Consider the following 26,379-nt stretch of genomic DNA (forward strand, 5'->3'; position numbering starts at 1 on the left):
GCCAGGCTCTAGCATAAGGGGGGTTGTTGCCTATGGAAACGCCACCTGTCCGCCGCTGGTTTTTAAGCCTGGCCCTTTTCCTGCTGGCCCTTTGGGCCCTCGGCCGCCTCTACAACCTTTTGCTCTGGGTCTTCCTCGCCTTTACCCTGGCTGCTGCCTTAGATCCCTTGGTGGGGCTTTTTGCCCGCAGGCTTCCCCGACCCTCTGCCGTTTTCCTGGCCTACCTCATGGTCCTGGGGGTGATGGGCCTGGGGTTTTACCTGGCTGCACCCCTCCTGGTCCTGCAGTTCCACCACCTGGGGGAACTCTTGCCCATGGTCCTCAAGTGGCTTCAGGATAACCTGGCCCTTTCCCTCCCTGACCTGGCCTCCTCCCTGGCTTCCTCCGCCCACGTGGCCGGGGATCTTCTCCTCAGGGTGGGGGAGACGGTTTCCGAGATGGTTTTGGCCCTGGTTCTTGCAGTGATGATCGCCCTCGAGCCCCACTTGGTGGCCCGGGCGGCACCGTACCTTCCCGGGAGCGGCTGGACCGAGGTGCTGGAGGATACCTGGAAGCGCATGGGCTACTGGGCCCGGGCTCAGTTCCTCATCGCCCTCTCCTTTGCCCTCCTCTTTGGGGGATGGCTTTTCATCCTTGGCGTTCCCAGCCCCTTCGCCCTGGGGGTGCTGGGCGGGGTCTTGGAGGTGGTGCCCTTTGTGGGCGGGATCGCCACCGCTTCCCTGGCGGCATTGGTGGCCCTTTCGGCCAAGGGCCCTTTGGCGGCGCTACTTGTGCTTACGGGTTATGGGGTCATCGCCCTTTTGGAGGGAAAGGTCCTCATTCCCTATATCTACGGGCGCACCGTGGGCTTTCATCCCGCCCTGGTGCTCCTCGCCATCTTCGCCTTCGGCAAGCTCTTCGGTTTTCTGGGCATATTCCTGGCGGTACCCATGACCATCCTGGGGGCGGGAATCCTGAAGCACTGGCGGCGCTAGCCTCCCACGTGCACGAAGGGGCGCTGGCTCCGATCGGGTTCGGTGCGGCGCAGGATCTCATGGGTAAGGGTGGGTACATCCCCTTCCCCGAAAAGGAGGAAGTCTAAGGCAGCCTGCAGGGGTCCCTCGTCCGACCACTCGAAGTAAATGTGGGGCCGTCGGCCGGTGCGGTTTCTCAGGTAGAGCAAAAAAGCAGCCAGGGTATTGGGTGCCGCTGTACCCAGGATGCGGAAGATGCGGGCCTCAGGGCGGTCCACCCCCCAGACCCGGGCTTGGGCGGTGAACTCCGAAGGATCCTGCACAAAGACCTCCACGAAGTAAATGGGATCCCCCACCGGGATGTGGGTGGCCTCGCGGATGCGGCGCTCCTTCTCCCAGTACACCCCCCGGCCTCCTCGCTCCGGCCGGTGGGCCACCAGGCGGATGGGGGCCTCCTGCGCCTTAAGCTGGGACACAAATTGCTCGGCCATCTCGTCCAGCTGGAAGCCCTCCACCCTGAGTTCAAACGCCCGTAGGGTCCGGGAGAGCAGGGAGATGATCAGGGTGGCCGCAATGAAAAAGGAGGCGATCTTCACCCCATCCGGTCGCTCCAGGACGTTGGCCAGAAGCACGTAGGCGAAGAGGGGGAGGAGGAGGCGGTAGTACCCGCTTTCGGGACGCTTCTCCTGCTCCGCCAGCAGGGCCGCCGAAAGGGCAGCGGAGGTCATGACCACCAGCACGCCGGTGGCGTAGGCAGCTGCCTGGGCCTCCACCCGGGCCTGGAAAAGGAGGGTGAGGGCAAAGGCCACCCCGGTGAAGAAAAGGACCATGGGACGTTGTTTCCTAGCCCATTCCGGGGCCATGCCAAAGCGGGGAAGGTAGCGGGGGACGATGGTAAGGAGGCCCGCCATGGCGCTGGCCCCAGCGAACCAGAGGATGACGATGGAAAGGAGGTCGTAAAGGGTGCCGAAGTCTTCCCCCAGGTAGCGGTGGGCCAGAAAGCTTATTGCCCTGCCGGAAACCTCCTCGCTGCCCCATAGCTCCTGGGGGATGAGGAGGGTGGTGGCGAAGCCCGCCCCTAAGAGGAAGATACCCATGACGAGGGCTGCGGCAAAGAGGAGGCGGTATGTTCCCCGGATGCGGCCCCAGGGGCGCTCCGGGGTATCCCCGGGCAGACCCTGGATCAAGGGCATGACGGCTACCCCGGTTTCGTAACCGGAAAGCCCCAGGGCCAGCTTGGGGAAGGCTAGGGCTGTGGCCAGCACCAGGCCTAGGGGGTCGGGCTGGCTGGAAAGGAGCTTCCGCCACCAGTCCTCCAGGTGCTCCGGGCGCACGTGGGGCAGGGCGGAGAGGAGGACTACTCCGTTGAGGAAGAGATACCCCAGGGTGATGGGTACCGCCAGGCCGATGGCCTCCCGGAACCCCAGGTAGAAGACGAAGCCCAGGAGGCCAATAAGCAGAAGGGTGAGGCCCACCTGGTGTCCCTGAAGCCAGGAGGGAGCCAGGGGGTTGCCCAGGAAGTGAACGGCGGCGTCGGCAGCGGAGAGGGTGATGGTGATCATGAAGTCCGTGGCCATGAAGCCCAGGACCACCAAAACCAAGACCTTGCCCCGCCAGCCGGGGATCAACCGGGTGAGAAGCCCGATGGATCCCTCACCGTGTGGGCTTTCCTCTGCTACCCGGCGGTAGACGGGGTAGACCGCCAGGAAGGCGAAGAGGACCAGGGCCAGGTTGGCCAAAGGGGACAGGAGCCCCGCGGCCAAAAGGGCGATCCCCGGCTGGTAGCCCAGGGAGGAGAAGAGGTCAACCCCTGTGAGGCAGAGAACCTTCCACCAGGGGTAGCGCCCCTCGTCTTCCGGGTGCCCTGAACCGGGGGGAGAAGCAGGGGGTTTCATAGACCCTTAAGGATAGCGGCCACGCTACGGGGTACGTGGCCATAGGCCCGGTAGAGGGCATGGGCCTCGAGGAGTAGGGACTTGGCCTCCATCCCCCTTCCCTCCTTTGCTAGGGTAAGCCCAAGGAGGTACCGGGCAAGAGGATTCCGGGGATCCAGGGCCACGGCCTTCCTCAGCATAGCCTCGGAGCGGGCGAGGCCTGTGGGAGTCCTCGGGGGCTTAAGAACCCCTCCTCGAGCCTGCTCGCCCCGATAGTAATAGAACTGGCTCCGGACGAAAGCGTAGGGCAGGGGCCCAACCTCATCGGGAAGCCACCTTCTTCCGTGGATGCGGTAGGCCACAATGGCTCCATCCCGGGCGTAGATGGGTTCGGCAAACCGGTACCCCTCCTTGGTGTTGAGGAAGACCCCCAAGTGCCGGGGGAAAGGAATGGGTTCCGAGGGATCCACCAGGTAGTCCTTTCCCTTAAGCCGTAGCACGGCCACGGCGTGGCCTAGGTTGCTCTCCCGGCCCTCAGGGTTTTTCCACACCATGTAGATGCCAGCGGAAAAACCCATGCTCTCCAAGAGACCTTGGACCAGGGTGGCCTGGAGCAGGCACTGCCGTTCCCCTTTCAAGGTGGCATAGGCGAACTCGTAGCCTTCCTCCAGGCTGAACCGGGGCAGTAGACGCTTCACCACCTGGAAGGCCCAGGTGGCGGCTTCTACGGGAGGGCGGTGGGAGAGTTGGCGGAGGGCCTCCTCCAGATCCCCAGGGTAGCCCCCAGGGGAGGATCTGGCAAAACCCTTACGGTAGGCGGACTTCAGCCAATCCAGAAAGGAAGGGGCTCCGGGAACCTGGTCGTAGGAGTCCTTTACGAGTCGCTGGAAAGCCGGGCTCTCCAGGGGAAAGGCCAAGGCAGTGGGGGATAGGATCAGGACAAAGGCTAAAACCCAAGGGACCACGATAAAGGAATATACACCCGACCCAGGCCTGCTGGGGTAAGGCAAGCGGGCGTGCGGCTATCTGGAGGGATGGGGCAGGTGGAGCATCCGGCTTCCCTCGTGGTAGGCCAGAAGGCCAGCGTACCGCCCCCACTCCAGGAGCACCGAGAGAACCCTTTTGGCCTCCGGTTCCGGCAGGTGTTCCTTTAGTCGGTTGAGCACCCATCCTTCAGGAACCCTTCTACGCTCCAAAAGGGCCCGGTGTAGACGAGCAAAAAGGGGTATCCGCCTAAGGAGGTGTTCGGCGAACATCACCTTGCGCTCCTCGAGGCTGGCCTCCGCCCAAGCCACGCCTGCCGGGGTGAGCTCCACGTCCCCCTTTTCCACCCGGGCAAATCCCAATAGCTCGAGGGCCTCCAGGAGGGGGAAGAGGTCGTCCACCTCGAGGCCTTCCTCCTCTGCCAGAAGGGGAAGGTCGGCCCGCCCCCCCAGGCGGGCGATGGCCTCGGCCAGGCTCATGAGGGCACCCACTCGGGCATCGGGCAGGCGGAGAAGCTCCTCCTCCAGACGCCTTTCCACCTCCTCCCGAGGGGTTAGGGCCTCATAGATTTGGTCTACCAGGGCGCGGAACTGGGGGTCGCTGGGGTCCCTGGGATGGGGAAGAGGGATGCGGATCTCCCTCCCAATGCGGGCTGGGCTTCCCTCGAGGATCAGGGCTCGGTCGGCCAAGGCCACCGCCTCCTCGATGTTGTGGGTGACCATGAGGACCGCCTTGGTGGAGATCCGCCCCGAAAGCCAAAGGTCCAGGAAATCCCCCCTAAGCCCCTCGGCAGTAAGGGGGTCCAGGGCGGAGAAAGCCTCGTCCAGGAGAAGGACCTCGGGTTCCACCACCAAGGCCCGGGCGAAGCCCACCCGTTGCCGCATCCCCCCGGAAAGCTCCTTGGGAAGAGCCTCCTCAAACCCCCTTAGGCCGATAAGGGCGATGGCCTCGCGAGCCCGTTTTAGGCGCTCTCCCTTGGGTATTCCCCGGGCCTCGAGGCCCAGGGCTACGTTGTCCAGCACCGTGAGCCAGGGGAAGAGGGCGAAGGTCTGGAAGACCATGGCCATGCCTTCCACGGGGCCTTCCACCCGCTTGCCCTTAAAGCGCACCTCCCCCGCATCGGGGAGGATGAGGCCCGCCAGGATGCGCAGGAGGGTGCTTTTCCCCCCTCCCGAGCGCCCCAGGAGGGCCACCACCTCGCCCTCCCTCAGGGTCAGGTTCACCCCGAAGAGCACCGGGTAGGCCCGTTCCCCTGCCCGGAAGGCCTTGACGATGTCCTTGGCGCTGAGCAGCATACTTTCCCCCTAGAAGCGGAACCTTTCCTCGGCCAGGCGGTATAACCGCCGCCAGACAAAGCGGTTGATGACCACCACGTAAAGGCTCATCACGGCTATGCCCAGGAGGAGATGGGGTCCTTGCCCTTCCTCCAGGGTCCAGCGGGCGATGTAACTGCCAAGGCCGGTGGCCTGGAGGGTGAGGGAGCCCCACTGCACCACCTCGGCCACGATGGCGGCGTTCCAGGTGCCCCCGCTGGCGGTGATGAGGCCCGTGAGAATGTGGGGGAAGGTGCCGGGCAGAAGAAGCCTTCTCCAAAGGGTTAGGCCCTTAAGGCCAAAGCTTCGGGCCGCTTCCTTCAAGTCCTCGGGCAGGGCCATGCTGCCCGCCACGGCGTTGAAGAGGATATACCACTGGGTCCCGAGGGCCATGAGAAAGGCGGAGAACACCTCCAGAGAGAGGTGGTGGCGGAGGAGGAAAAGGGCCAAAAGGGGATAGAGCAGGTTGACGGGGAAGGCGGCGAGGATCTGGAGAAGGGCCTCTACCCGCTGGGCAACCCGGGGCCTCAGGCCCAGGAGGATGCCCACGGGCACCCAGATGGCGGTGGCCAACAGGAGTACCCCCATGACCCGGAGGAAGGTGAAAAAGCCCAGGAGGAAGACCCGGGCCACCTCCAGCCATCCCAGGGGCTGAAGCTGGCGCCAAAGGATAAAGGCCCCAATCCCCCCGAGGAGAAGGAGGGGAAGGACCAGGACCCACTGGGGAAGGATAGGGCGGCGCGGAGGGCGCCTCCGTTCCAGCTGAAAGAGGGCCTCGAGGGCCCAGGAAAAGGTGGCCTCGGCGATTCCCCTTAGGGTGTGGGTCCGCCTTAGAAGGTCCAGAACCCAGCTTCTTGCTGGCTCGAGCCCGGGCCGTTCCTCGTACTTGAAGCGCTGGCTCCAGGCCACCAGGGGCCGGAAGAGAAGCTGGTCGTAGGCCAGGATGGCCACCAGCATGCTCAAGGAAGCGAGAACCACCGCCCGACCATCCCCCTGGGCGATGGCGGTGGCCAGGTAGGACCCGATGCCGGGAAGTTCCACCTGGGTCTTGCCCACGGCGATGGCCTCCGAGGCCACCACAAAGAACCATCCCCCCGACATGGACATCATGGCGTTCCAGACCAGGCCCGGCAGGGCAAAGGGGAGTTCCAGGCGAAAGAAGCGTTGCCAGGGGGAGAGGCGAAACAGGGTGGCCGCCTCATCCAGTTCCCGGGGAAGGGTTTTCAGGGACTGGTAGAAGCTGAAGGCCATGTTCCAGGCCTGGGAGGTAAAGACGGCGAAGATGGCCGCAAGCTCGTAGCCCAGGGCCCGTCCGGGGAACAAGGCGGCGAAGGCCCCTGCCGTGGCTGCCAGGAAGCCCAGGATGGGAACGGATTGCAGGATGTCCAAGAGGGAGATGAGGAAGGGCTCCAGCCGGGTCTTGGCCGCCAGGGGAGCGTAGACCAGGGTGAAGAGCGTGGAAAGCAGGAAGGCTACCCCCATGCGGAAGGCAGTGCGCAGGGTGTATTCCGGTAGCTTTAAAGGATCCAGGGAGATGGGATTTGGGTGAAAGGGACCTACTGTTTCCCGGGAAGCCTCGAGGAAAAGAGCCAGGAGGCCCAGGGTTAGGACAAGGGCCAGGAGGTCGTGGCGGTTCGGGCGTTCGGGAAAGCGGGTCAGGGCCATGGGGGTCTCCTTTCCCGGAGGGAAATGGACGGTGAGCGCAGACCTGAGGTCGGGCTCGGTGGGATTAGGGCCGCACTCCTCTTCCGCCGCCTCTCGGTGGATGGCGGCTTTCCTTTCCCGTTATACTCCTTTCTCCTGCGAAAGGGGCTCCCCCGCCCAAGGCACTATGATGACAATGGAAAGTGATATTGACAAATGACCCTGTCAATACTACGCTAGGAACATGCAGAACCTGGAGGAGCTTTTACGGCAGGGGGTGGAGTGGGACCTCGAGGGCCTGGTGCGGGAGGCCAACGCCCGCCTTTCCCGTTACCTTCCCGAGATGGGAAGCCGTCGGGTGCGGAATGCCCTCACCCCCCGCCTGGTCCGCCACTACGCCGGGCTCGGCATGCTGGACGAGCCCATCCGCAAGGGCAGAAGGGCCCTCTACACCCCCCGGCACCTGCTCCAGCTTCTGGTTCTGCGCCGGCTCATGGCCGAGGGGCATGCGGCAAGCGCCCTGGGGGACTTGGTTCGCCAGAAGAACGACCAGGAGCTCCTGGCCCTGTTGGAGGGCGGGGCCACCCTTGCTCCCAATCCCGCCCTGGGTTACTTGTCCGAGCTTCGGGAGCGTTACTCCTACTCCTACATGGTGCCGCCCACCGAATCCTCTCCGTCGCCACCTGAAAGGGAGGAGATTTGGCACCGCCTGGCGATTGCCCCGGGCCTCGAGGTGCACGTGCGGGAGGACTTCCGCCCGCCCAGGACCCAAAGCGAGATGGAGGCGGTTTTAGAGGAGGTAAGAAGGCGGTTAAAAGGACTAGCCCCCCACCGAAGCAGCAGCCGGACCTCAAGGAGGTGATCTGGATGAAGAACAAGAAGAAGGCGGTTTCCCAGGCAAACCCTCGGCCCGAGCTGGAGCTCCTTCCCTTGAAGCCCGGGGTGCGGGCCACGGGGCCAACCCGCATGCCCGTGCTCCTAAGGGTGAAGATTCCCCCCGTTCAGGCGGAGGTGGAGCGCCCGACCTTAAACCTGGCCTTTGTGCTGGACCGCTCGGGCTCCATGGCCGGCGATAAGCTCAGGTTCGCCAAGAAGGCCGTGGCCTACGCCGTGGAGAACCTGCGCCCCCACGACCGGGTGGCGGTGGTCATCTACGACCACCAGGTGGAGGTGGCGGTGCCCAGCACCCTGGCCGAGAACAAGGAGGAGATCCTCCGGCGCCTCCGGCCCGTGAGGCCTCGAGGCTCCACTAACTTGCATGCTGGTTGGCTGGAAGGATCCACCCAGGTGGCCGCCCATCTGGATGCCAAGCGGCTCAACCGGGTGATCGTGCTTTCCGACGGCCTCGCCAATACGGGGGAAACCAACCCCAACGTCATTGCGGAGCAGGTGCGGGGCCTATCCCAAAGGGGAGTGAGCACCAGCACCCTGGGGGTGGGCCTGGACTACAACGAGGACCTGATGATGGCCATGGCCGAGGCCGGGCAGGGGAACTACTACTTCATCGAAAGCCCCGATGACCTGCCCGGCATCTTTGCCCAGGAGCTTTCCGGCTTGGCCACCACCCTGGGCGCGGGGGTCAGGTTATGGCTTACCCCGCCCCACGGGGGAGAGATTCGCCTTCTCCACGACCTGGCTCGGGAAGACGGTGGAGTGTACCGGCTTCCGCCCCTGGTGGGCGGGCGAACCCTGGAGTATTTGCTGGAGGTGGAGGCCCCGGGAGGGGAGGCCTGGGTTGGGGTGAGGCTGGCCTGGGAAAGCCCGAGTGGCGGGGTGCACCAGGAGGAAGCCAGCCTGCATCTTCCCGCCCTGGAGGATGAGGTTTACCAAGGCCTGGACTCCCTGCCCGAGGTGGAGGCCGCGATGGCCAAGCTGAAGGCCACCTGGGCACGCCAGCAGGCCATGGAGGCTTTGTACCAGGGCGACTTCCATACGGCCCGGTCCTCCCTAAGCGCAACCCTGCCCCTGCTCGCCCCGTACCAACAGCTCCTGGAAACGGAGGGGGAAGAGCTAGAGGCGCTTCTTGAGGAGCTGGACCGCTCCCCCGCCCGTGCCCGCAAACTCCTTTCCAGCCAGGTCTACCGCAACCGCCAGGGGCGAAAGGATTCCTAGCCTGGGGGTTGTACCGGCCCGGAGCGCCCGAGGCGGCGCTTGGGCCGGACTTCCATCCGGATCAGGGTGTAGGGGTAGCGGATGACCTCGAGGCCCTGTTTCCGGAGCCAATCCTCCAGCAGGGTGGCCTCGAGGCCCGCCGTGGAGTGCACCACGTAAAGCCGGCCCGCAAGCCTTTCCGGAGGTAGGCGCTTTAAGGCCTCCAAGGCGGTGCATCCCGCCAGGTGGTAGTCCAGGCTGACCACCCAGGCCTCTCCGAAGTCCTCGGGAACCTCCGGGGAGAAGCGCACCGCCTCCACGCCCCAGCGGGAGCGTAGAAAAAGCCCCAGCACCTCGTACCGCTCTGGGGAGTCGTCCACCACCCAGGCCCACCTCATCCTTCCACCTCCCCCACGAAGAGGTGCCAGTCCTCCCGCCCATCCCGGCTCACCGCCAGGTGGTAGCGAAAGGGTCGGAGCCTGGGGTCCACCTCGGCCAAGGCCCGCTCAAAGGGCGAGAGGAAGAAATCCCGGCCCGCTCGCCGTTCTCCCCGGGTTACTTCCCTCCTCGGCCGCACCACCAGGGCGAGCTTCCCCCCGGGGCGCACCGCCTCGAGGCTCAGGCGGAGGAGCTCCATCAGGTACTCGATGTAGGCCGCATACCGCTCTTCCGGAGGCTCCCGGTGTCCTTCCGAGGCCAGCCAGGAGGCAAAGGTGGGCGGATGGAGGACCAGGAGGGCGGCCTCGCCCTGGAAACGCTCCGGAAGGGTCCGGATGTCCGCCCGTTCCACCAGGGGTCCCTTGGGATCGATGTCCCCGCCCCAGGCCCGGCGGCCCAGGGCCCTGGCGGCTTCCACCACCGTGCCGTAGCCGGCCATAGGGTCCACCACCAGCTCCCCTCTTTCCGTGTAAAGGCCCACCAGGGCCCGGGCTACCCCCTGGGGCAAGGCCTCCTTCCGGGTTTCTGGGGGGAAAAGCCACACGGGAGCCCTGGGATCCAGGTCCTCCCCGTTCCTTCCCAGGCCGACCCACGCCTCCAGGGGCCGGTGAGCCAGGTCCTCCAGGGAAACCTTTCCCCGCTTCAGGGCCCGGGCCAGGCGGTGGGCCTCGCGCAAGGGGAGGCCCACCGCCAGGGCCTGCCGCAAGGGCTTTGGGAGGAAGGCCATGGGAAGGAGATCGTACCTGAGGTACTTGGCCTGTAGACCCACCGCCTGGGCGAAGGCCAGGAACGCCTCCCGGGGCAAGTCCAGAAGAGCCCGGGCCACCTCCTGCTCTTCCCCTTGGGCCAGCCCCTGCCGGCGAGCAGCCTCCAGAACTTCTTGGTAGATCAGCCACGCCCTACGCCTCATGCCTCCAGGCTAGGGGATGGAAGCCTTCCGTCGGACGGAAAAAACCTCCCTCCTATCCTGGGGCCAGGAGGTGGTTGGGGTGAAAGGAGCCTTCCGGGGAAAACCCTTGCTTAAGGACGGGGCCCTGTGGCGGTACCAGGGGGAGTGCGGCCTCTGGGAGATATGGAGGGTTTGGGGCAAGGGGGAGAAGGAGGACCAAGGCCAGGAGCTGGCCTACCGGCAGCTGGACTGGTTCAGCGTGCGGGGGCGTAGCGGAAGCCTGCGTAGCCCCCGCCGCTTGCACCGGGAGCTGGTGCTTTCAGGGGAGGCGGAAACCCGGTTCCTCCGGGACCAGAGGGGGAAGCTTTGGCTCTACCTGGCCACGGTGGCCGAGGGAAGGCCCCAACTCGTCTGCCGGCCCTATGCCTTCCTGCAAAGGCACCAGGCCAGCCTGGTCCACAGCGTCCTCACCGATGGGGAGGGGTTCCTGCTCCTGCCCGGGAATCCCCCGGGGGATGGCACCTTCCTGGGCAAGAGGCACCCTTCCTGCCCTCCCCTGCCACCGGACCTGGACCCGGCGGTGGTCTATGGCCTCGAGGAGCGGACCCTCTGGTGGGAGCTCTTGGTCTTGCATCGGGACTGGCTCCGCCGGAACGGGGCAAAGCCCAAGGGCGAGAGAGCGTAAACCCTACTGGGGGTGAAACCCAGATGCGTCCCGTGCCTTCTGCGATGGCTTATGGAGGTACTTCGTTGCCGATCTAGTCCATCCTACGATGGTTTTCTTTCAGCGAGGTCCCCATGTGAGGAACCCCAGAACCAGACCTACTCCATAACCTAATGTAGCCACCAGGAACAAAGCCTTCCGGGTGCTTTCGTGGGTAGGAGAGGGGGCTTCTTCGTTTAAAGCGTACGCTCCCCGTTTGCGCAAACGGACCCCGAGCCTTAAGGCTAAAGCAGCCATGGGGAAGCCGGCGTTGGGGGAAGGGGTTTTGGGGGCCTCCGTTAGAAGCCGGGGCCAAAGCCTCGGGGGGCAAACGAGGAGGCCGGCGATGCGGGAGGGAAGCAGGTTAAGGAGGTCGTCGGCCCGGGCGGCCACGGTGCCCCGGGGGCCATGCTGGGGATAGCCCCACATGGCATCGGCGGTGTTGGCATATCGGTACAGGGCTGCCCCTGCGAGGCCGAAAAGGGTGTAGTAGAGGAGGGGGGCGAGGAGGCTATCCGAGAGGTTCTCGGCCAGGCTTTCCAAGGCGGCTTCCCGTACCTCTTCTGGGGAGAGGTCCTTGGTGGGGCGGCTTACGATGCGGGAGAGCCTTGCCCTGGCTTCCTCCAAATCTTCTCCCAAGGCAGCCTCCACCCCCCTCACCTCCTCCAGAAGCATCCGCAGGCTGAAAAGGGGCTTCAGGAGAAGCCCTAAGGCTACCCAGCCCCAGGCCAGGGGCCTTAGGAGGAGGTCCAGAAGGAGGGCGGGGAAGGTGAAGAGGAAAGCCCCGAGGCCCCAGAAGAAGGCCCCGGACCAGAAACCCCGCACCCTGGGCCAAGCCCAGGCCAGGTAACGGCCCATGAGGACCACAGGGTGGATGCGGCTTGGAGGCTCGCCCAGGAGGGCGTCTAGCAGGAGGGATAATATCAGGCTCATGGGGCAAACTCCGTCCTTGGGCCCACGTGCGCTTCCATTATCCTAAGGAGCCTGGTCCGCGGTGGCCATCCCTTCGGTAAACGCAAACCCCTGTGGGGCAACGGGTCCCCACAAGGGCTTTTGGTTTGAGCCACTAGCGGGTTATGGTGAGGCTAGCTCCCTTGGGGAGTAGAAAGGTCACCGCAACCACCGCCCTGGTGGAGCCCGGGTTCCCCACCACGGCGTACTCCCCCGGGATTTCCACCCAGCCCTCTCCCGGCCTGTAGGTTTTTTCCCCTCCCTTCGCTCGCACCAGAATGCTACCCTCCACTACGGTGGCGTAACCCAGGCCGCCATGGGTGTGCTCGGGAGTCCAGGTTCCGGGTGCGAAATCCAGCACGACCTGAACCAGATCGAACTGGGTGGGAAGATTGACTTCCTCAAAGCGGTTCTGGTAGAGGGTGGTTGGCCCGGGGGGAAGGGTTTGCCCGGCGGTGGCGGTGGGCACGACAAGGGTAAGGGCAGCTCCCTTGGGTAGGAGAAAGGAAACGAAGAGCCGGGCCTTGGCCTGGGTGGCGTTGCCCACCTCGGCGGCAGTTCCTGGGTGTTCGATCCAGGTTTCCCCGGCCTTGTAGGCGGTGGTCTTTCCCGCTTCCTTCACGGTCATGGTGCCTTCCAGGACGCTGATAAAGCCCACACCTCCGTGGGTGTGTAAGGGCGTCCAGGCTCCGGGAGCGAAGTCCAGGAAGAACTGTACCAGCTGCATGCGGTGGGCGTCGGCAAAGGTGTTGGAAGCCAATGCCTGGGGTCCTGGTGGGAGCTGTTGTGCCTGGGCTACCACCAGGAAGAAAACTGCACTCCAAAGGATCCGGCCAAGCTTTTTCATTCTCGTTCCTCCGTTCAAACCTCGAGGCTCACCTTGACTGGCACCGGGTTGCGAAGGATATCCAGCACCGGTGAGGTCTTCTGCACGTAGTCGCACAGCTCCAGGAGCTTCTCCTGGGAGGCATCCGCCTTGACCCGATAGCGCACCCTGATGCCCTCGTAGCCGGGGCGTGCCTTTTCGGAGAGTCCCAAAAAGCCCTGGAGGTCCAAGTCGCCCTCAATATCGAACTCCAGGGCATCCACCTGGATTCCCCTGGCGGCGGCGTTGTAGATGAAGCCCACTGCCAGGCAGGAGGCCAGAGCATGCAGCACCACCTCCACCGCATTCGGGCCCTTGTCGGTTCCAAGCAGGACGGAGGGCTCGTCGCCCTCGAGGGTGAAGGGAGCGGCCCTCGAGGTGTCCTCATGCCCTGCTCCATAGAACCCCTGGATGCGGGTCTTGACGTTGCCCCCTGAAACCCAGTCGGTGTGCGAGCGGAAGCGGAAGCGGGCCAGGTTAGGGTCAGCCTGGATAGCCTGAACCGTGGCCACAAGCCCGTCGATGTCGATGCCGTTAAGCCGGTTTTGCGCGGTCATATCCTCCTCCTTAGGTGGGGTTGGACCTTGCCATCCCCAAGCTCAGGATGGAGGAACCCTCCTTCCCAGAACCTTCCCGCGGGCATCCCAAGGGGGCTGGTTGGGGAAATACGCTTTCTGGGCCCGAGGAACTTCGAGCTGGCCAGGCTGGGTCAGGCCACCCGTGTCCATGAAGGCGAAACCAACCGGATAGGGGTCCTCAAGGCATAAGGAATGGAGTTCCAGAAGGTAAGCAGTCCGAGAGGCGGGGTATCAGGTCGATGGCGTGGCCCAGCGTGCGGAAAATGGAGGCGGCCTCGGCCAAGGCTACCCCGGCCTCTTCTGCCTGGCCTTGGGCAGCCAGGACCTCACCCTCCATCCACCGCGCCTGGGCGTAGCCAGACTGGTTCTGGAAGGCAGCGGCCAGTTCCGTGGCCTTGCGGGCGTAGTTCAAAGCGGTTTCCAGCTCCCCCGAGCACAGATGGTAGGCGGCAAGAGCTGGAAAAAGCTGAACGCTACAGACCGGACACTGCGCCCCGGAAACCTCGAGGCCCCTGCTCTTTTCGGCCAGCGTATGAAGGGCATCCAGGTCGCCAACGGCGAGCCGATTCCAGAGCCCGGCAGCGTAGAGGCGCGCCAGACAGTGATCGCGGACGGCCGCTTCTTGAGCGGCCTCGAGGCCCTGCTGTACCGCTTGCCACCCGGCTTCCAGCTCACCCCGTGCGGTGTGGAGTAGGGCTTCGCGCGCACGGGTGTAGGCCTCGCCCGCTGGGGAACCGATCCTTTGGTGCAACTCGAGGGCGCGTCCTAGGTGGTGCGCAGCCTGGTGGAAGTTGGCCCGAAGGAGCTCCATGCTTCCCAGCGCATAGTGGCACACCGCCACGCAACGCAGGTTGCCCATGGCTTGGGCGTGCTCCTGCACCTGGTGGACAAAGGTCTGGGCCTGCCGGTAAGGGTCTTCGCCATAGACGTGGTACTCCCATAGGCACAGGTGGGCGTCGGTGGCGAGGGCCACTTCCGGCGACCAGCCGGCCAGCCCACGCTTGAGCTCGTAGTGCAAGCCCTCCTCCCAGCGGCCCAGGGGCAGGTAGGAAAGGGCAAGCAGTTCGCAGGCTTGCTGGGCTTCCACCTGGGCACCCTGAGCCTCGGCGAGGTTCAGGACCTCGTGGGCCTCCGAGGCGGCTCGCTCGAACTCGTGCCAGTGCCAGTGGTAAAGAGCCCACACCAACAGGAGCTGGGCGCGCTCAAGGGGGGTATCGCCAAGGTGGGCCTCGGCCTTATGCAGGTAAGTTTTTGCGCTGACCATGTCGGTGGCAAGGATGGCGCAGAGGGCCAGCTTTCGGTAAAGGGCGGCTGGAGAGGAGGTGGCCTCAAGGGCTTCCCGGTAGGCCGCCAGGGCCTGATGCACGTTTCCCGTGGCCCGGTGGGCATCGCCGATGCGCTCCCAAATCCCCGCTCTAGTTTCACCGGAAAGCCCAAGCCCTAAGGCTTCCCGGTAGCGCTCAAGGGCGGCGGCATGGTCGTAGACCGCAGTGGCCCGCTCGCCCGCCTTAAGCAGGTACCCTAGCGCCTGCTCGGTCTTTCCCGCCTGGCGGTAATGGTAGGCCAGGGCCTCGGTGTAGGGTGTGGGATCAGAAGGATAGGTGGCCTCCAGGGCCCGGGCTAGCTCCCCGTGCAGGATGCTCCGTCGGGCCAACGAAAGCCCTTGGTAGAGGGCTTCGCGGTACAGGACGTGGCGGAAGCGGTAGCCCAGTCCCTCCTCGAGGAGGAGGTGCGCCGTCAGGGCCTCCTCCAGGGTGTCCGCTAGGCGGGGTCCCACGGCCGCCTCCAGAACCGCAAGGGGTACCGTCTGCCCGGCCACCGCTATGAGTTGGAGCAGGTGAAGGGCCTCCGGGCTAAGGCGCACGAGCCAGCCACCGACCAGCGTGGCGAGGGATGGGGGTAGGGGAGGGGAACCCAGTCCGGTACAGTGCCAACCCTCGTCCGTGCGGGTCAGCTGGCCGCTCTCCTGGAGTTGGCGGGTGACCTCCAGGGCAAACAGAGGGTTGCCTTCGGAGAGACGGTAGAGTCCCTCTTCCAGGGCCGGGGCCACCTCGCCGCCCAGCAGCTTGACCAGGAGGTCCCGGTGGGCGCTTTGGGCCAAGGGTTCCAGGGAAAGCCTGTGCAGACCTAAGCCCTCGAGGCTATGGATGAGTTGCCTTAGGGCCTGGGGTGGCTCGGGTTCGCTCCGCCAAGTGCCCAAGAGCAGGACGGGACTTTCCACGCCCTGGCGGGCGAGATAGTGGAAAAGGTGCAGGGTGCCCTCGTCGCTGTTATGGAGGTCCTCTAGGACCAGGACCAAGGGGCTATCGGTAGCCCGGCGGGACAGGAAGCGCCAGACGGCGGCAAAGAGGAGCCCCTGTGCGGCAAGGGGGTCGCCGGTGAGCACCGGTGCACCGCCCGCTGGCAGTTCGGGGATGTGCGCGCGAAGTTCGGTGGGGAGCAGTTCGGAGTCGGCGGGGTTGGTGCGTAACGCTTGCCGCAGGACTTCCACGAAAGGGGCGTAGGGAAGCTGGCCCTCGGCGGCGTGGGCGGTGCCCAAGAAGGTTTGGTAGCCCCTTTGGCGGGAGAGCCGCAAAACCTCCTGGGCGAGACGGGTTTTGCCGATGCCCGGGGGGCCCTCCAGGCCCAGCACCACCTCCCGGCCCAGGGCCAGGCGTTCGAGGGCCCGGGCCATCTGGCTAAGCTCTTCCTCCCGTCCCGCCAACGGCCACGTGGGAGAGGCGGGAACCGGGGCCTCTCCGGCCAAGGGTGGAAGGGGGGCCGCCCGAAGCCGCCGGTAAAGGGCTTCGGTTTCCGGGGCAGGCTCCACGCCCAGCTCCTCCGCCAGGGCTTGCCGGCACCGGTGGTACTGGCGATCCATCTGGAGGCGGCTTCCCTGGAGGGCATAGATCTGCATCAGACCGCGGTGAGCCTCCTCGTGGGCGGGGTCCAGCTTAAGGACGGTTCGGAAAGCTTCCGTGGCCTCTGCCAACAGGCCCTGGGTCAGCCGGGCCTGGCCCAGGGCCAGGGACAGCCGCACCTGGAGTTCCTGCAGGGCTTCGCGCCGCTCTAGGGTCCAGTCCTCGTAGCGATCGGCGGGCAATAGCTCGTCGTAGCTGGCCAGGGCCTGCTCCAATTGGGTTGTCTGTCCGCTGGCTAGGGCTATCCTGGCTTGGGCCTCGAAGGCCTCGAGGTCGCTTATCACCCCCCCTGGAGCTTGAAGGGAGAGCACCTCGCCTTTTAGGGCCAGAAGTTCCTCGGGTGGGAGGCCTAATCCTGCTGAGGCCAGGGCAGCCCTGGCTTGGTGCACTGCCTTGTAGAGCTGGCTCAGGGCAGCAGGGGGAGAAAGCGTGGGCCACAGCGCCTCCAGCACCTGATCCCTGTGTAGCCGATAGCCCTTTTGCAGGGACAAAAGCTTCAGCAGGCTCTGGGCCTTGCGCCGTTCAAAGGCCGCTTCGGCCACCTCGCACCCGCCCACCCGGACTGCAAAACCTCCCAGGAGGCGCAGTTCGATCGCCTCGAGCGGGCGGGCCATAAACGTGCCTCTTACCCAATTTGAATGCTAAATGGCAGATGTAAAGTAAGTTGCGTTACGGATTGGAAACGCCTTTGGACTCACCCCCGCTCATTGGGTGCCCTGCAGAGCCCACGGCCAAAGTTTCCTTGTCCTTTGACGTTCAGGGGGCGGACTGCTGGGTTTCGCTGGGCACCAGGCGGTCCAAAACCCTCCTTGGCCAGTCCAGGACCACGGCGCTGCCAGGAGGGAGGAGGGCATCCTCTCCCAAGGCCCGGAGCACAGCCCGGATCACCCCTCCATGGGTGAAGAGGAGGGCAGGTCCTGTGAGGCTTTCCAGAAAGCGGAAAACCCTTTCCTGAAAAGCCTCGAGGCTCTCCCCTCCTGGGGGATGGAAGCCCTCAAAGCGGAGGAGGGCTTCTTTATACCTGGGCTCCAGTTCCTCCCATAGGGCGCCCTCGAGGCTCCCGAAGTGAATCTCCCGTAGGGCAGGGGTGGGCATGGAGGGGAAGCCTGCCAGAAGGGCGGTTCTAAGGGCCCGTTGGAGGTCCGAGCTATAGGCGGGGAGGGAAGGGAGCTTCCCCCTCAGGCTTATGGCTTGGGCCTCCCCCGTGGGGGTGAGGGGCAGGTCGGTCCAGCCCAGAAGGCGGTGTTCGCGGTTCCAGAGGGTTTCGCCGTGGCGCACCAGCCATAGCTCCATGCCTCAGAGCTTATACTCCTGCCGTATGGGATACCAGGAGGTTCTGCAGGCAGCAAGGGAGCGCATGGAACGGCTCACCAAGCCCCCTAGGTCCTTGGGCCACCTGGAGGAGGTGGCGGTGCGGCTTGCCGCCATCCAGGGAAGGCTGAAACCGGAACTGGGCCTGGGGGCGGTGGTGGTGGCTGCCGCCGACCACGGGGTGGTGGCGGAGGGGGTTTCCGCTTATCCCCAGGAGGTGACCTACCAAATGGTCCTGAACTTCCTCCGGGGAGGGGCGGCCATCAACCAGCTGGCCCAGGCAGTTGGCTCTAGGGTGTACGTGTTGGACGTGGGGGTAAAGGGCGAGCTTCCCGACCACCCTGGATTGCTTAAGCGTAAGGTGCGACCGGGGACGAGGAATCTGGCCAAGGAGCCCGCCATGACCCTCGAGGAGGCGGAAAAAGCCCTGGAAGCGGGAAGGGAGGCAGCCCGGTGGGCCGTGGACCAGGGGGCCACGGTGCTGGCGGCAGGGGACATGGGCATCGGCAACACCACGGCGGCCAGCGCCCTAACCGCCGGGCTTCTCGGTCTTTCCCCGGAAAGGGTGGTGGGCCCGGGCACCGGGGTAGGAGAGGAGGGCCTTAGGCGGAAGCGGGAGGCGGTGGCCCAGGCCCTGGAACGCTTGCGCCCCGGGATGCACTCCTTGGAGGTGGCGGCGGAACTGGGAGGACTGGAGCTTTTGGCCATAGCGGGGGTCTACCTGGAGGGGTACGAAAGGGGTCTCCCCCTTGTCCTGGACGGCTTTCCCGTTTCCGCCGGGGCCCTTTTGGCCTTTAGGCTGAACCCCCGGGTGAAGGACCACTTCTTCGCCGGGCACAAGAGTCGGGAGCCCGGACACGGGTATATCCTTGAGGCCCTGGGGTTGAAACCTCTTTTGGACCTGGACCTGGCCCTGGGGGAAGGGACGGGGGCAGTGCTGGCCATGCCCCTCCTCAGGGCTGCGGCCCGCATCCTGCACATGGCCACCTTCGAGGAGGCAGGGGTTTCCGACCGCCCTTAAGCCCATGCTGCGGCTTCTGCGCCTGGCCCTAGGCCTTCTTACCGTCTTTCCCCTGGCTCCCCGGGAGGCCAGCCCGGAGGATTTCCGACGGAGCACGCTTTTCTTCCCCCTGGCGGGCTATGCCCTCGGGCTTCCCCTCTCTCTTCTCGCCCTTCTCCCCCTTCCCGAAGGGTTCCTGGCCGCCTTGCTGCTCGCCTGCCTTCTCCTCCTCACGGGGTTTTTGCACCTGGATGGGCTTTTGGACGCCGCCGATGCCCTCCTGGGCTCGAGGCCCAGGGCAGAGCGGCTTCGCATTCTCAAAGACCCCCACCTGGGTCCCTTCGCCTTCGGGGTGGGAGGGCTCTACCTTCTCCTGCTCTGGCAGGTTCTGGCCCTGGTGCGGGATCCCCTTTTCCTCCTCTTCCTCCCCGGCTTTGCCCGTTTCGCCATCCTGCCCTTTCTGAACCGGTATCCCCTTCTGCACCAAGGGATGGCTGGACTCATCCGGGGGGGACCGGTTTGGGGAGCCTTCCTCCTTGCCCTTCCCTTTCCCCTCCTTTACCCCTGGTCCGCCCTTTTGACCCTCTTCACCGCCTACCTGGTGGCCCGCTTCGCGCTTGCCCGCCTGGGCGGAATCAACGGGGATGTCCTCGGGGCCATGATCGCCCTGGGGGAACTTGGGGGCCTGGTAGGCTATGTCCTATGGCAAACCCTGAGCGGGTGAAGCCCTACACCCGGCCCACCGGGGAGCGGCGGGGCCTCCTCTTGGTCTACACCGGGGACGGCAAGGGAAAGAGCACCGCAGCCTTTGGCCTGGCCCTTCGGGCTCATGGCCGGGGCCTGAAGGTGAGGATCTTCCAGTTCATCAAGCACCAAGGGGCCCGCTTTGGGGAACATCGGGCCTTTTCTGCCCTGGGGATTCCCGTGGAGGGCTTGGGGGATGGATTCACCTGGAAAAGCCGGGACCTGGACCACTCGGCGGCCCTGGCTAGGGAAGGCTGGGAAAGGGCGAGGGCGGCCCTTCTTTCCGGGGAGTGGGACCTGGTGGTTCTGGATGAAGCCACCTATCCCGTGCGTTACGGCTGGATTCCCCTGGAGGAGTTCCTTGGGGTCCTGAGGGAACGGCCCCCCCACGTGCACGTGGTGGTGACGGGTCGGCTGGCTCCGGAGGCCCTCCTGGACCTCGCGGACACCGTGACCGAGATGCGCAAGGTGAAGCACGCCTTCGACCAGGGGGTGCCAGCGCAACGAGGGATAGAGCACTAGGGCTAAAGGGCTTGGCCTCCCTGGGCTATGGGTGGATTCCCTCACAGGGAAGGTAGAATGGTACGCATGACCGATAAGAGCCTTGGCCGTTTTTATGCTTTGGCCCAGGAGTTCTGGTCCCAGCTTCCCCCCTCCGCCCGTTTCCGCCCCCTGGAGGACGCCAGGGCTTTTTCCCGGCACAAGGAGCTCATGAGGGGCTGGGTGGGCCAGGTGGTCCAGGGCTTCTACGACACCCTCTTCGGCCACCCCGCCACCCGGGCCATCTTCCGGGAAGGGGAAAGGCCAGCTCGGGAGAAGACCCTAAGGGACTGGTACCTGCGCACCGTGGAGGGCCCCTTTAACGGCCAGTATTTCGCCTGGCAGACCCTGGTGGGGCTGGTGCACGTACGCCGGGGGGTGACCAACGCCATGATGGCCGCTATGTGGAACTGGGTGGTGGATACCGTTTCCCGCCTGGCCCGAGAGCACCTTCCCCAGGAGGAAGCCCAGGCCCTGGCGGATGCCTGGCGCCGGCTGGGCTTTACCGTAATGGCCTTGATCTCCGAAGGCTATCTCCACGCCTACCTCGAGGCCCTGGCGCAGGCGGAAGGGGTGGAGGTGGGGGTTTTCCTGCAAAGGGCCCAGGAGGAAGCCGCCCGCCTCCTGGCGGGCCTTTCTCCAGGCTAAGGCCATGGTGAGGCTCCCCCGGTTGGTCCTAGCCGCCCCCCATTCGGGGGCGGGAAAGACCACCGTGGCCCTGGCCCTCCTCCAGGCTCTTGGGGAGCGGGGTCTTAGGGTCCAGCCCTTCAAGGTGGGGCCGGATTACGTGGATCCCAGCCACCTCGAGGTGGCCTCCGGGCGCAGGGTTTACAATCTGGACGGCTTTTTCCTGGACGAAACCGGCCTCCTTTCCCTCTTCCAGCATGGAGCCAAGGGAGCCGACCTGGCCCTGGTGGAGGGGGTCATGGGGCTCTTTGACGGCAAGGATCCCTTGGGCCAGGTGGGCTCCACGGCCCAGGTGGCCAAGCTCCTCAAAGCCCCCGTGGCCTTGGTGGTGGATGCTTCGGGCATGGCGGGTTCCATCGTCCCCCTGGTGCAGGGCTTCCGGAACTTTGATCCTGGGGTCCAGGTGGTGGGCGTCTTCGCCAACCGGGTGGGTTCTCCCCGGCATGCGGAACTCATACGGGAGGCCCTCGGCCAGGTGGGCCTGCCCCTTTTGGGCTGGCTTCCGCAAGACCCCCTTCTGGAGATCCCGGAGCGCCATTTGGGCCTGGTCCTCGCCGGGGAGATACGCCCGCCTTTAGCAGCCTTGCGCCGGGCTTTCCAGGTGGACCTGGAAGCGGTCTTGCGCCTGGCCACCTCCGCCTTGCCCCTGCCCGAGGCTCCTCCTTTCCTCCCCGAGGGGAGGCCGGCCTGGGTGCGGGTGGCCTACGCCTGGGATCAGGCCTTCCGCTTCTACTACCCCGAAAGCCTGGAGCTTCTAGAAGCCATGGGGGCGGAGCTTGTCCCCTTCAGCCCCATAGGGGATTCGGCCCTTCCGGAGGCAGAGGCCATCCTCCTCGGAGGAGGCTACCCCGAGCTTTTCGCAGAGCAGCTTGCGGAAAACCGTGCCATGCGGGAGGCCATCCGTCGTTTCCCTGGCCCGGTGGTGGCGGAGTGCGGGGGGTACATGTACCTGTCCCAGGGGCTTTGGGTGGGGGAGGATTTCTTCCCCATGGTGGGCCTGGTTCCGGGGGAGGCCCATATGGCGGAAAGGCCCATCCTGGGCTACCGGCAGGTGGAGGCCTTGAGGGATAACCCGGTGGCCAAAAAGGGAGAGGCCTTCAAGGGGCACGAGTTCCACTACGCCCGGATGGAATTCTCCCCAAGCCCCGCCTGGCGGCGGGTGGGGGGAGAGGAGGTGGAGGGCTACACGGATGGGCGCATCCTGGGAAGCTTCGTCCACCTCTACCTGCCGGCCCGCCCGGAGGGAGCCGGAAGGTTCCTGGCCTTGGCCCATGGGAAGGCGAAGTTGCGCAGGCCCAGGTGAGGGCCTTTCCGTCTTCCGGGGAAGCCTTGGCTGCCCTAGACCCCTTCTTGAAGGATAGGGATCAGTTCAGGTCGTACCAGTTCGGCGGGTGGGGTTTTGCCTTCCCTTAAGAGGGACCGCACCTTGGTCATGCTGATGGAGATCCGCCTCTCCCGGTGGTGGTCGGGGCAAGTTCTTTCCGAGGCGATCCCGCCGCAGATGGGGCAGTGAAAGACCGCGCCCACCTTCACGATCTCGATGCCCAAGGGGGGAAGCTGGTCAAAGATGCGGTGGGCTGCGTAAGGATCGTAAAAATCTCCTACCCCCGCATGATCCCGGCCCACCAGGAAGTGGGTGGCCCCGAAGTTCTTGCGCACAAGGGCGTGGAATACCGCTTCCCGGGGGCCGGCGTAGCGCATCGGGGTGGCAAGGCCAAACAGGGCCACCCGTTCCCGGGGCAAAAAGCCGTCTATGAGGGCTTGGTAAGCCTTAACGATGACCTCCGTGGGGAAGTCGTCCTCTTTCTTGGCACCCAGGATGGGATGGACTAGAACTCCATCGGCCAGCTCCAGTCCTAACCGGATTAGGTACTCGTGGGCCCGGTGGGGGGCGTTGCGGGTTTGAAAGGCCACCACCTTACTCCAGCCCTTTTCCCGGAAGAAAGCCCGCATCTCCTCGGGGGTTTTCTCCAGCAGTGCAGACCGGGGTCTCCAGGCCAACACCTCTACCCGCCCCCCGAGGGCGTAGGGCCCCTTGGCGAGGAGCTTCTTGACCCCGGGGTGGGCCTCGCTCTCCGTACCGAACACCTGCCGGGACAAGGTCTTCAAGTCCAGCTCGTAGGCGTCCTCTACCTGGAGAAGGGCCACCGGCTTTTCCCGGTGCACGAGGACCACCTGATCCCCCTTGCCCACCCGGGGTCGCTCCTGGAGCTGGAGGAGGATGGGAATCGTCCAAACCTCTCCCGAAGGAAGGCGCATCTCCTGGGCCACGGAAAGGGTTTCCTCCCGAGTCATAAAGCCTCGCACAGGGTGGAAGGCTCCCGTGGCCAGGTTTTCTAGGTCCAGCCGCTCGTCCTCGCCAATGGTCACCTGGGGTAGGGTTTCCACCATGGTCCAACCTCCGCAAGGGCCCAAGCCTGTGGTGTTTTTTGGAGAACGTCAAAGACCTCCACCACCTTGCCGATCACCCAGACCGCTGGGGCGGCCACCTCCACCTTCCCCTCCGCCACCTCTTCCAGCCGGCTTAACACCTGCGCTTCCTTGGGGGTGGTGGCCCTCTCCACGAAGAGGCAAGGTTCCTTGGGATCCCTTCCCAACCGAATCAGCTCTTGGGCAATCCATGCCCGCCTTCTCACCCCCATAAGGACCACCAGGGTGGGCACCTTGGCGAAGGTGCTTAGGTCCGGGTATCCACCACCCTCTAAAACCCCGGAGACCACCGCAAAGCCCGAACTGAGGCCTCGGTGGGTGAGGGGAAGTCCTGTGGCCAGGACGCTGCTTACCCCAGGTACTACCTCCACCGCCACCCCATGGGCGCTGAGGAAAAGCACCTCCTCACCCCCTCTTCCGAAGACGAAGGGGTCCCCTCCCTTGAGCCGGACCACGAAGGGGTGGGTCCGGGCGTAGTGGAGGAGAAGCCGGTGGATGTCATCCTGCTTGCCGCTTTCCCCTTCCGCCTTGCCCACCTCCACCCTTTTCCCCTGGATTAGGGCCAGGATCTTCCCGTCCACCAGCCGGTCGTGGAGGACCACCGGGGCTTCCCTGAGGAGACGGTAGGCCTTCAGGGTGAGGAGGTCGGGATCTCCTGGCCCGGCTCCCACCAGGTAGACCTTAGCCATGGGCCACCCCCCGCCAGACCATCTGGGCACCGATGAAGAGAAGCCAGAGTAGGAGGGCTACCCGGAAGGGCTGCTTGGGCACGCGGGTGGCCACGAGGGCCCCCAGGCTGGCCCCCACGATCCCTCCTAGGCTTAGGGAGAGAAGGAGGTTTGGGTCCACCTGGCCGAAGTGGAGGTGCACCCCAGCCCCCGCCAGGGAGAGGACCAGGCCGAAGAGGATGTCCGTGCCCACCACCTGCTGGGGAGTAAGGCGGGTGGCGTAGAGCAGGAGGAGGCTGCCCAGGGCCCCTGCTCCTGCCGAGGAGAAGCCCACCTCGAGGCCAATCCCGAAGGCGGCGGGAGGCAGGAGCCAGGGCCGTTCCCGGCTTAGGATTAGCCGGGCCAGGCTCCGGTAAAGCCCAAGCCCCGCTGAAACCACCACGGTGAGCCCCACCAGGAGGAGGACCATGTCCTTGGCCCCCTTGAGGTGAACCAGGAGGAGGCTGCCCAGCAGGACCCCAGGAATCCCCCCCAAAAGGAGGAGGCTCAGCACCCTACCCGCCACCTGGCGCCTAAAGAGGTAGACGGCGCCAGCGGGAACCTTGACCAGAAAACCGAAGAGAAGGGCCGTGCCCACCGCGATCTCCGGGGAAAGGCCCAGGCCCAGGATGAGGAGGGGGGCGGTGATGGTGCCGGCCCCCACCCCGGTGATCCCGATGGCGAAGGCGATGAGGAAGCCCAGAAGAAAGGCCATCTATTCCTCCTTTGGGTGCAGGTGGATGCCACACTCCAGCTTGCCCTTGCCCGCCCAGCGGCCAGAGCGGGGGTCCTTGGGGTCTAGGGGCTTGGCCGTACAGGGAGCGCAGCCGATGGAGAGGTAGCCTTGGTCATAAAGGGGAAGGTGGGGGAGATCGGCCACAGCCAGGTAGGCGAAGACCTCCTTCAGGGTCCAATCGTAGAGGGGGTTCACCTTGATGAGGCGGTGGCCGCTTTCTAGGATGGCTTCCTCCCGGGGCTTCAGGTGGGCCCGGGTGGGGGACTGCTCCCGTCTAAGCCCTGTGAACCAAGTGTCGTAGTCCTCGAGGGCCCGGAATAGCGGGTCCACCTTGCGGATCTGGCAGCAGCGGGTGGGGTCGGTCTCGTAGAGCTTCCCGTATAGGCGTTCCTGCTCCTCCCGGGAAAGGCTTGGGGAGAGGTTGATGAGCTGGAAGCCAAGCTTCTCCTTTAGGGCATCCCGGTAGGCGTAGACCTCCGGGAAGTGGTAGCCGGTGTCCAGGAAGAGGACGGGGATGTCGGGTTTCTCCTCCAAGAGGAGATGGAGCACCACCACGTCCTCTGCTTGGAAACTGCACGTGAAGCAGGGCTTTTGGCCTTCCGCTAGGGCGTCCCGGATAAGGGCCTTGGCGCTTGTTACCTTGTCCATGGCTGAACCTCCGCAAGCACTTCCTCCACCTTTTCCTTGGCCCTGGTCAGGCCGGCCTCCGGATCCAGGTCAAGTTCCTCTAAGGCCAAATCCACTAGGCGGTACCAAAGCCGCTTGCGCTCTTCGAAGCAGGGGATCTCCGCTATCCGTGGCCTAAGGTGGCGCAGGTAGGCTACAAGTTCCCCGTACTCTGGACCCAAAAGCCGAAGAAAACGCTCCTTTAGGCGCACCGCCAAGGCAGGGGCAGCCCCAGAGGTGGAAAGGGCCACCACCAACTCCCCCCTTCGCACCACGGCGGGGAGGATGGCGGTGGCGTTTTCCGGGTCGTCCACCGCCACCAAAAACACCCTTCGCCTTTCCGCTTCTGCCTTTACCTGGGGGTGGATCCCCTTGTCCCGGGGATGGCTCACCACCAGGAAGAAGCCCTCGAGGTCCCCTTCCCGATAACCTCGGGGAAGCCAGCGGATCCTTCCCTCCTTGGCCAAGTCCGCCAGATTCCAATGGTCCTCCTCAGCCAGGACGGTGACCTGGGCCTGGGCCTCCAAGAGGGCTTGGAGCTTGGTCCCCGTCTCCGGGCCGCCGGCGATTAGGAGAACCGGCCTGTCCCTCAGGTTCAGCATGAGGGGAAAGTAGGTCATGCCACCTCCCGGTACAGGCGTAAGAAGCCCTGGAGCATGCTTCCTAGCCGCTCCTGCTCATCCACGTAGAAGGGCTGCACCCCCCACTCCCTTAAGGCATCCGCAGTAACCCGGCCCACGGCCAGGGCCTTTACCTCGTGCTGGAAGGTTCTCCTCAACTCCGAGGGGTTCCGGGCTCCCTCAAACAGGAACTCCACCTGGATGGCGGCTACAAAGGCTACCGCTTCCACCTCTTTGGCCAAAATGGTCTCCTCCAGAAGGCGGATCCCCTCAGGGTCCGGCAGGTGGCGGTAAGGCATGAGGGGGAGAACCTCATAGCCCCTTTCCTCCAACGCCTGTTCCAGGAGGGGTAGGGGCTTGCCGTAAAGCTGGAGGGCGGCCACTCCAGGTTCTTGGGGTAGGAGAGGCAGGAGGCTTGGCGTGGTCCCGTCTCCTACCCCATGAGGGGCAAGCCCTAGGTCCCTGAGTACCCGGGCGGCCTTGGCCCCCCGGGCCAAGCGGAGGGCTTTCTCCAGGCTCCCCTTCAGGTCTAGTTCCAAAACCCGCCCTCCTTCCAAAAGCTCCCTTACCCCTATCCCGGTGGTGGCCACGAAGAGATCCACCCCTTCTCCCAGCCGCCGGAGATGGTCCTGGTATTCGGGAACGGGTACCTTTTCCGTGGCCTGAACAGGGAGAAGGAGGGGGATTAAGCCTAGCTTTGTCGCCAGGGATTTGAACTCTTCCCTCCTCCTGAGACCGGCATAGGCGATGCGCAT

At 65.0% G+C, this 26,379-nt stretch carries 26 protein-coding genes; 9 read left to right on the top strand and 17 right to left on the bottom strand.

Annotated elements, in window-relative coordinates:
* Positions 1 to 32 precede the first annotated feature (32 nt).
* A complete protein-coding gene (locus EBI04_RS02325; protein WP_135255867.1) occupies positions 33 to 974 on the top strand; it encodes an AI-2E family transporter in 942 nt (313 codons plus the stop codon).
* Here the strand turns inward: EBI04_RS02325 and EBI04_RS02330 are convergent.
* The 4 genes from EBI04_RS02330 to EBI04_RS02345 are packed head-to-tail and all read right to left on the bottom strand — an operon-like array spanning position 971 to position 6,789.
* Entirely contained in the window at positions 971 to 2,848 is a 1,878-nt protein-coding gene (locus EBI04_RS02330; RefSeq protein ID WP_135255868.1) for an APC family permease, read from the bottom strand. The two genes, EBI04_RS02325 and EBI04_RS02330, sit on opposite strands and share 4 nt — an antisense overlap.
* A complete protein-coding gene (locus tag EBI04_RS02335) occupies positions 2,845 to 3,792 on the bottom strand; it encodes a tetratricopeptide repeat protein (RefSeq protein ID WP_135255869.1) in 948 nt (315 codons plus the stop codon). Before EBI04_RS02335 ends, EBI04_RS02330 begins: the two co-directional genes overlap by 4 nt.
* A gap of 57 nt (positions 3,793 to 3,849) precedes the next feature.
* Entirely contained in the window at positions 3,850 to 5,106 is a 1,257-nt protein-coding gene (locus tag EBI04_RS02340; protein ID WP_135255870.1) for an ABC transporter ATP-binding protein, read from the bottom strand.
* Between the two features lie 9 nt (positions 5,107 to 5,115).
* Positions 5,116 to 6,789, bottom strand: coding sequence for an ABC transporter permease (locus EBI04_RS02345; RefSeq protein ID WP_135255871.1), 1,674 nt, complete (start codon positions 6,787 to 6,789; stop codon positions 5,116 to 5,118).
* A 223-nt stretch (positions 6,790 to 7,012) separates the two neighbouring features.
* On the opposite strand from EBI04_RS02345, the gene EBI04_RS02350 reads away from it, so the two are divergent.
* Together EBI04_RS02350 and EBI04_RS13735 are read left to right on the top strand one after the other, a co-directional pair.
* Positions 7,013 to 7,630 (top strand): MerR family transcriptional regulator, encoded by a 618-nt coding sequence (locus EBI04_RS02350; protein ID WP_135255872.1) that lies wholly within the window; start codon positions 7,013 to 7,015, stop codon positions 7,628 to 7,630.
* Positions 7,631 to 7,635: 5 nt separating this feature from the next.
* Complete coding sequence (locus EBI04_RS13735) at positions 7,636 to 8,880, top strand: vWA domain-containing protein (protein WP_135255873.1); 1,245 nt, start codon at positions 7,636 to 7,638, stop codon at positions 8,878 to 8,880.
* Here the strand turns inward: EBI04_RS13735 and EBI04_RS02360 are convergent.
* Both EBI04_RS02360 and EBI04_RS02365 read right to left on the bottom strand, forming a co-directional pair.
* Complete coding sequence (locus EBI04_RS02360; protein WP_135255874.1) at positions 8,877 to 9,257, bottom strand: hypothetical protein; 381 nt, start codon at positions 9,255 to 9,257, stop codon at positions 8,877 to 8,879. The genes EBI04_RS13735 and EBI04_RS02360 overlap by 4 nt on opposite strands.
* Positions 9,254 to 10,207: a DNA methyltransferase gene (locus tag EBI04_RS02365; RefSeq protein WP_135255875.1), complete on the bottom strand. Its 954-nt coding sequence runs from the start codon at positions 10,205 to 10,207 to the stop codon at positions 9,254 to 9,256. The genes EBI04_RS02360 and EBI04_RS02365 overlap by 4 nt, the downstream gene beginning before the upstream one ends.
* A 79-nt stretch (positions 10,208 to 10,286) precedes the next feature.
* Here EBI04_RS02365 and EBI04_RS02370 point away from each other — a divergent pair, with 79 nt between their 5' ends.
* Positions 10,287 to 10,871 (top strand): hypothetical protein, encoded by a 585-nt coding sequence (locus tag EBI04_RS02370; RefSeq protein ID WP_135255876.1) that lies wholly within the window; start codon positions 10,287 to 10,289, stop codon positions 10,869 to 10,871.
* 99 nt (positions 10,872 to 10,970) lie between these two features.
* On the opposite strand, the gene cbiB is transcribed toward EBI04_RS02370, so the two are convergent.
* From cbiB to EBI04_RS02395, 5 genes are all read right to left on the bottom strand, one after another.
* Positions 10,971 to 11,822 (bottom strand): adenosylcobinamide-phosphate synthase CbiB, encoded by an 852-nt coding sequence (gene cbiB / locus EBI04_RS02375; protein ID WP_135255877.1) that lies wholly within the window; start codon positions 11,820 to 11,822, stop codon positions 10,971 to 10,973.
* 133 nt (positions 11,823 to 11,955) lie between these two features.
* Positions 11,956 to 12,687, bottom strand: a complete 732-nt coding sequence (locus EBI04_RS02380; RefSeq protein ID WP_135255878.1) for a cupin domain-containing protein — start codon at positions 12,685 to 12,687, stop codon at positions 11,956 to 11,958.
* Positions 12,688 to 12,701: 14 nt separating this feature from the next.
* Positions 12,702 to 13,262 carry an OsmC family protein gene (locus EBI04_RS02385; protein ID WP_135255879.1) on the bottom strand — a complete coding sequence of 187 codons (561 nt, stop codon included), beginning with the start codon at positions 13,260 to 13,262 and terminating at the stop codon, positions 12,702 to 12,704.
* Between the two features lie 199 nt (positions 13,263 to 13,461).
* Positions 13,462 to 16,797 (bottom strand): ATP-binding protein, encoded by a 3,336-nt coding sequence (locus tag EBI04_RS02390; protein WP_135255880.1) that lies wholly within the window; start codon positions 16,795 to 16,797, stop codon positions 13,462 to 13,464.
* Between the two features lie 142 nt (positions 16,798 to 16,939).
* Positions 16,940 to 17,476 (bottom strand): histidine phosphatase family protein, encoded by a 537-nt coding sequence (locus EBI04_RS02395; protein ID WP_135255881.1) that lies wholly within the window; start codon positions 17,474 to 17,476, stop codon positions 16,940 to 16,942.
* Between the two features lie 25 nt (positions 17,477 to 17,501).
* On the opposite strand from EBI04_RS02395, the gene cobT reads away from it, so the two are divergent.
* The 5 genes from cobT (at position 17,502) to EBI04_RS02420 (ending at position 21,768) form a co-directional block, all read left to right on the top strand.
* Positions 17,502 to 18,515, top strand: a complete 1,014-nt coding sequence (gene cobT, locus EBI04_RS02400) for a nicotinate-nucleotide--dimethylbenzimidazole phosphoribosyltransferase (protein ID WP_135255882.1) — start codon at positions 17,502 to 17,504, stop codon at positions 18,513 to 18,515.
* Between the two features lie 4 nt (positions 18,516 to 18,519).
* Positions 18,520 to 19,218 (top strand): adenosylcobinamide-GDP ribazoletransferase, encoded by a 699-nt coding sequence (locus EBI04_RS02405; RefSeq protein WP_135255883.1) that lies wholly within the window; start codon positions 18,520 to 18,522, stop codon positions 19,216 to 19,218.
* Positions 19,197 to 19,760: a cob(I)yrinic acid a,c-diamide adenosyltransferase gene (gene cobO, locus EBI04_RS02410; RefSeq protein WP_135255884.1), complete on the top strand. Its 564-nt coding sequence runs from the start codon at positions 19,197 to 19,199 to the stop codon at positions 19,758 to 19,760. The genes EBI04_RS02405 and cobO overlap by 22 nt, the downstream gene beginning before the upstream one ends.
* 66 nt (positions 19,761 to 19,826) lie before the next feature.
* Positions 19,827 to 20,426, top strand: coding sequence for a protoglobin domain-containing protein (locus EBI04_RS02415; RefSeq protein ID WP_135255885.1), 600 nt, complete (start codon positions 19,827 to 19,829; stop codon positions 20,424 to 20,426).
* 4 nt (positions 20,427 to 20,430) lie between these two features.
* Positions 20,431 to 21,768: a cobyrinic acid a,c-diamide synthase CobB gene (locus EBI04_RS02420; RefSeq protein WP_135255886.1), complete on the top strand. Its 1,338-nt coding sequence runs from the start codon at positions 20,431 to 20,433 to the stop codon at positions 21,766 to 21,768.
* Between the two features lie 35 nt (positions 21,769 to 21,803).
* On the opposite strand, the gene sat is transcribed toward EBI04_RS02420, so the two are convergent.
* The 6 genes from sat to EBI04_RS02450 are packed head-to-tail and all read right to left on the bottom strand — an operon-like array spanning position 21,804 to position 26,379.
* Positions 21,804 to 22,856: a sulfate adenylyltransferase gene (gene sat / locus EBI04_RS02425; RefSeq protein ID WP_135255887.1), complete on the bottom strand. Its 1,053-nt coding sequence runs from the start codon at positions 22,854 to 22,856 to the stop codon at positions 21,804 to 21,806.
* Positions 22,832 to 23,584 carry a uroporphyrinogen-III C-methyltransferase gene (cobA, locus tag EBI04_RS02430; protein WP_135255888.1) on the bottom strand — a complete coding sequence of 251 codons (753 nt, stop codon included), beginning with the start codon at positions 23,582 to 23,584 and terminating at the stop codon, positions 22,832 to 22,834. Before cobA ends, sat begins: the two co-directional genes overlap by 25 nt.
* Positions 23,577 to 24,317, bottom strand: coding sequence for a sulfite exporter TauE/SafE family protein (locus EBI04_RS02435; RefSeq protein WP_135255889.1), 741 nt, complete (start codon positions 24,315 to 24,317; stop codon positions 23,577 to 23,579). Before EBI04_RS02435 ends, cobA begins: the two co-directional genes overlap by 8 nt.
* On the bottom strand, positions 24,318 to 24,986 hold the full coding sequence (locus EBI04_RS02440; protein ID WP_135255890.1) for a phosphoadenylyl-sulfate reductase: 669 nt from the start codon (positions 24,984 to 24,986) through the stop codon (positions 24,318 to 24,320).
* Entirely contained in the window at positions 24,974 to 25,624 is a 651-nt protein-coding gene (locus EBI04_RS02445; RefSeq protein WP_135255891.1) for a precorrin-2 dehydrogenase/sirohydrochlorin ferrochelatase family protein, read from the bottom strand. Before EBI04_RS02445 ends, EBI04_RS02440 begins: the two co-directional genes overlap by 13 nt.
* Complete coding sequence (locus EBI04_RS02450; protein WP_135255892.1) at positions 25,621 to 26,379, bottom strand: uroporphyrinogen-III synthase; 759 nt, start codon at positions 26,377 to 26,379, stop codon at positions 25,621 to 25,623. Before EBI04_RS02450 ends, EBI04_RS02445 begins: the two co-directional genes overlap by 4 nt.

Source organism: Thermus caldilimi (genome assembly GCF_004684245.1).
In the GTDB taxonomy this organism is placed as follows: domain Bacteria; phylum Deinococcota; class Deinococci; order Deinococcales; family Thermaceae; genus Thermus; species Thermus caldilimi.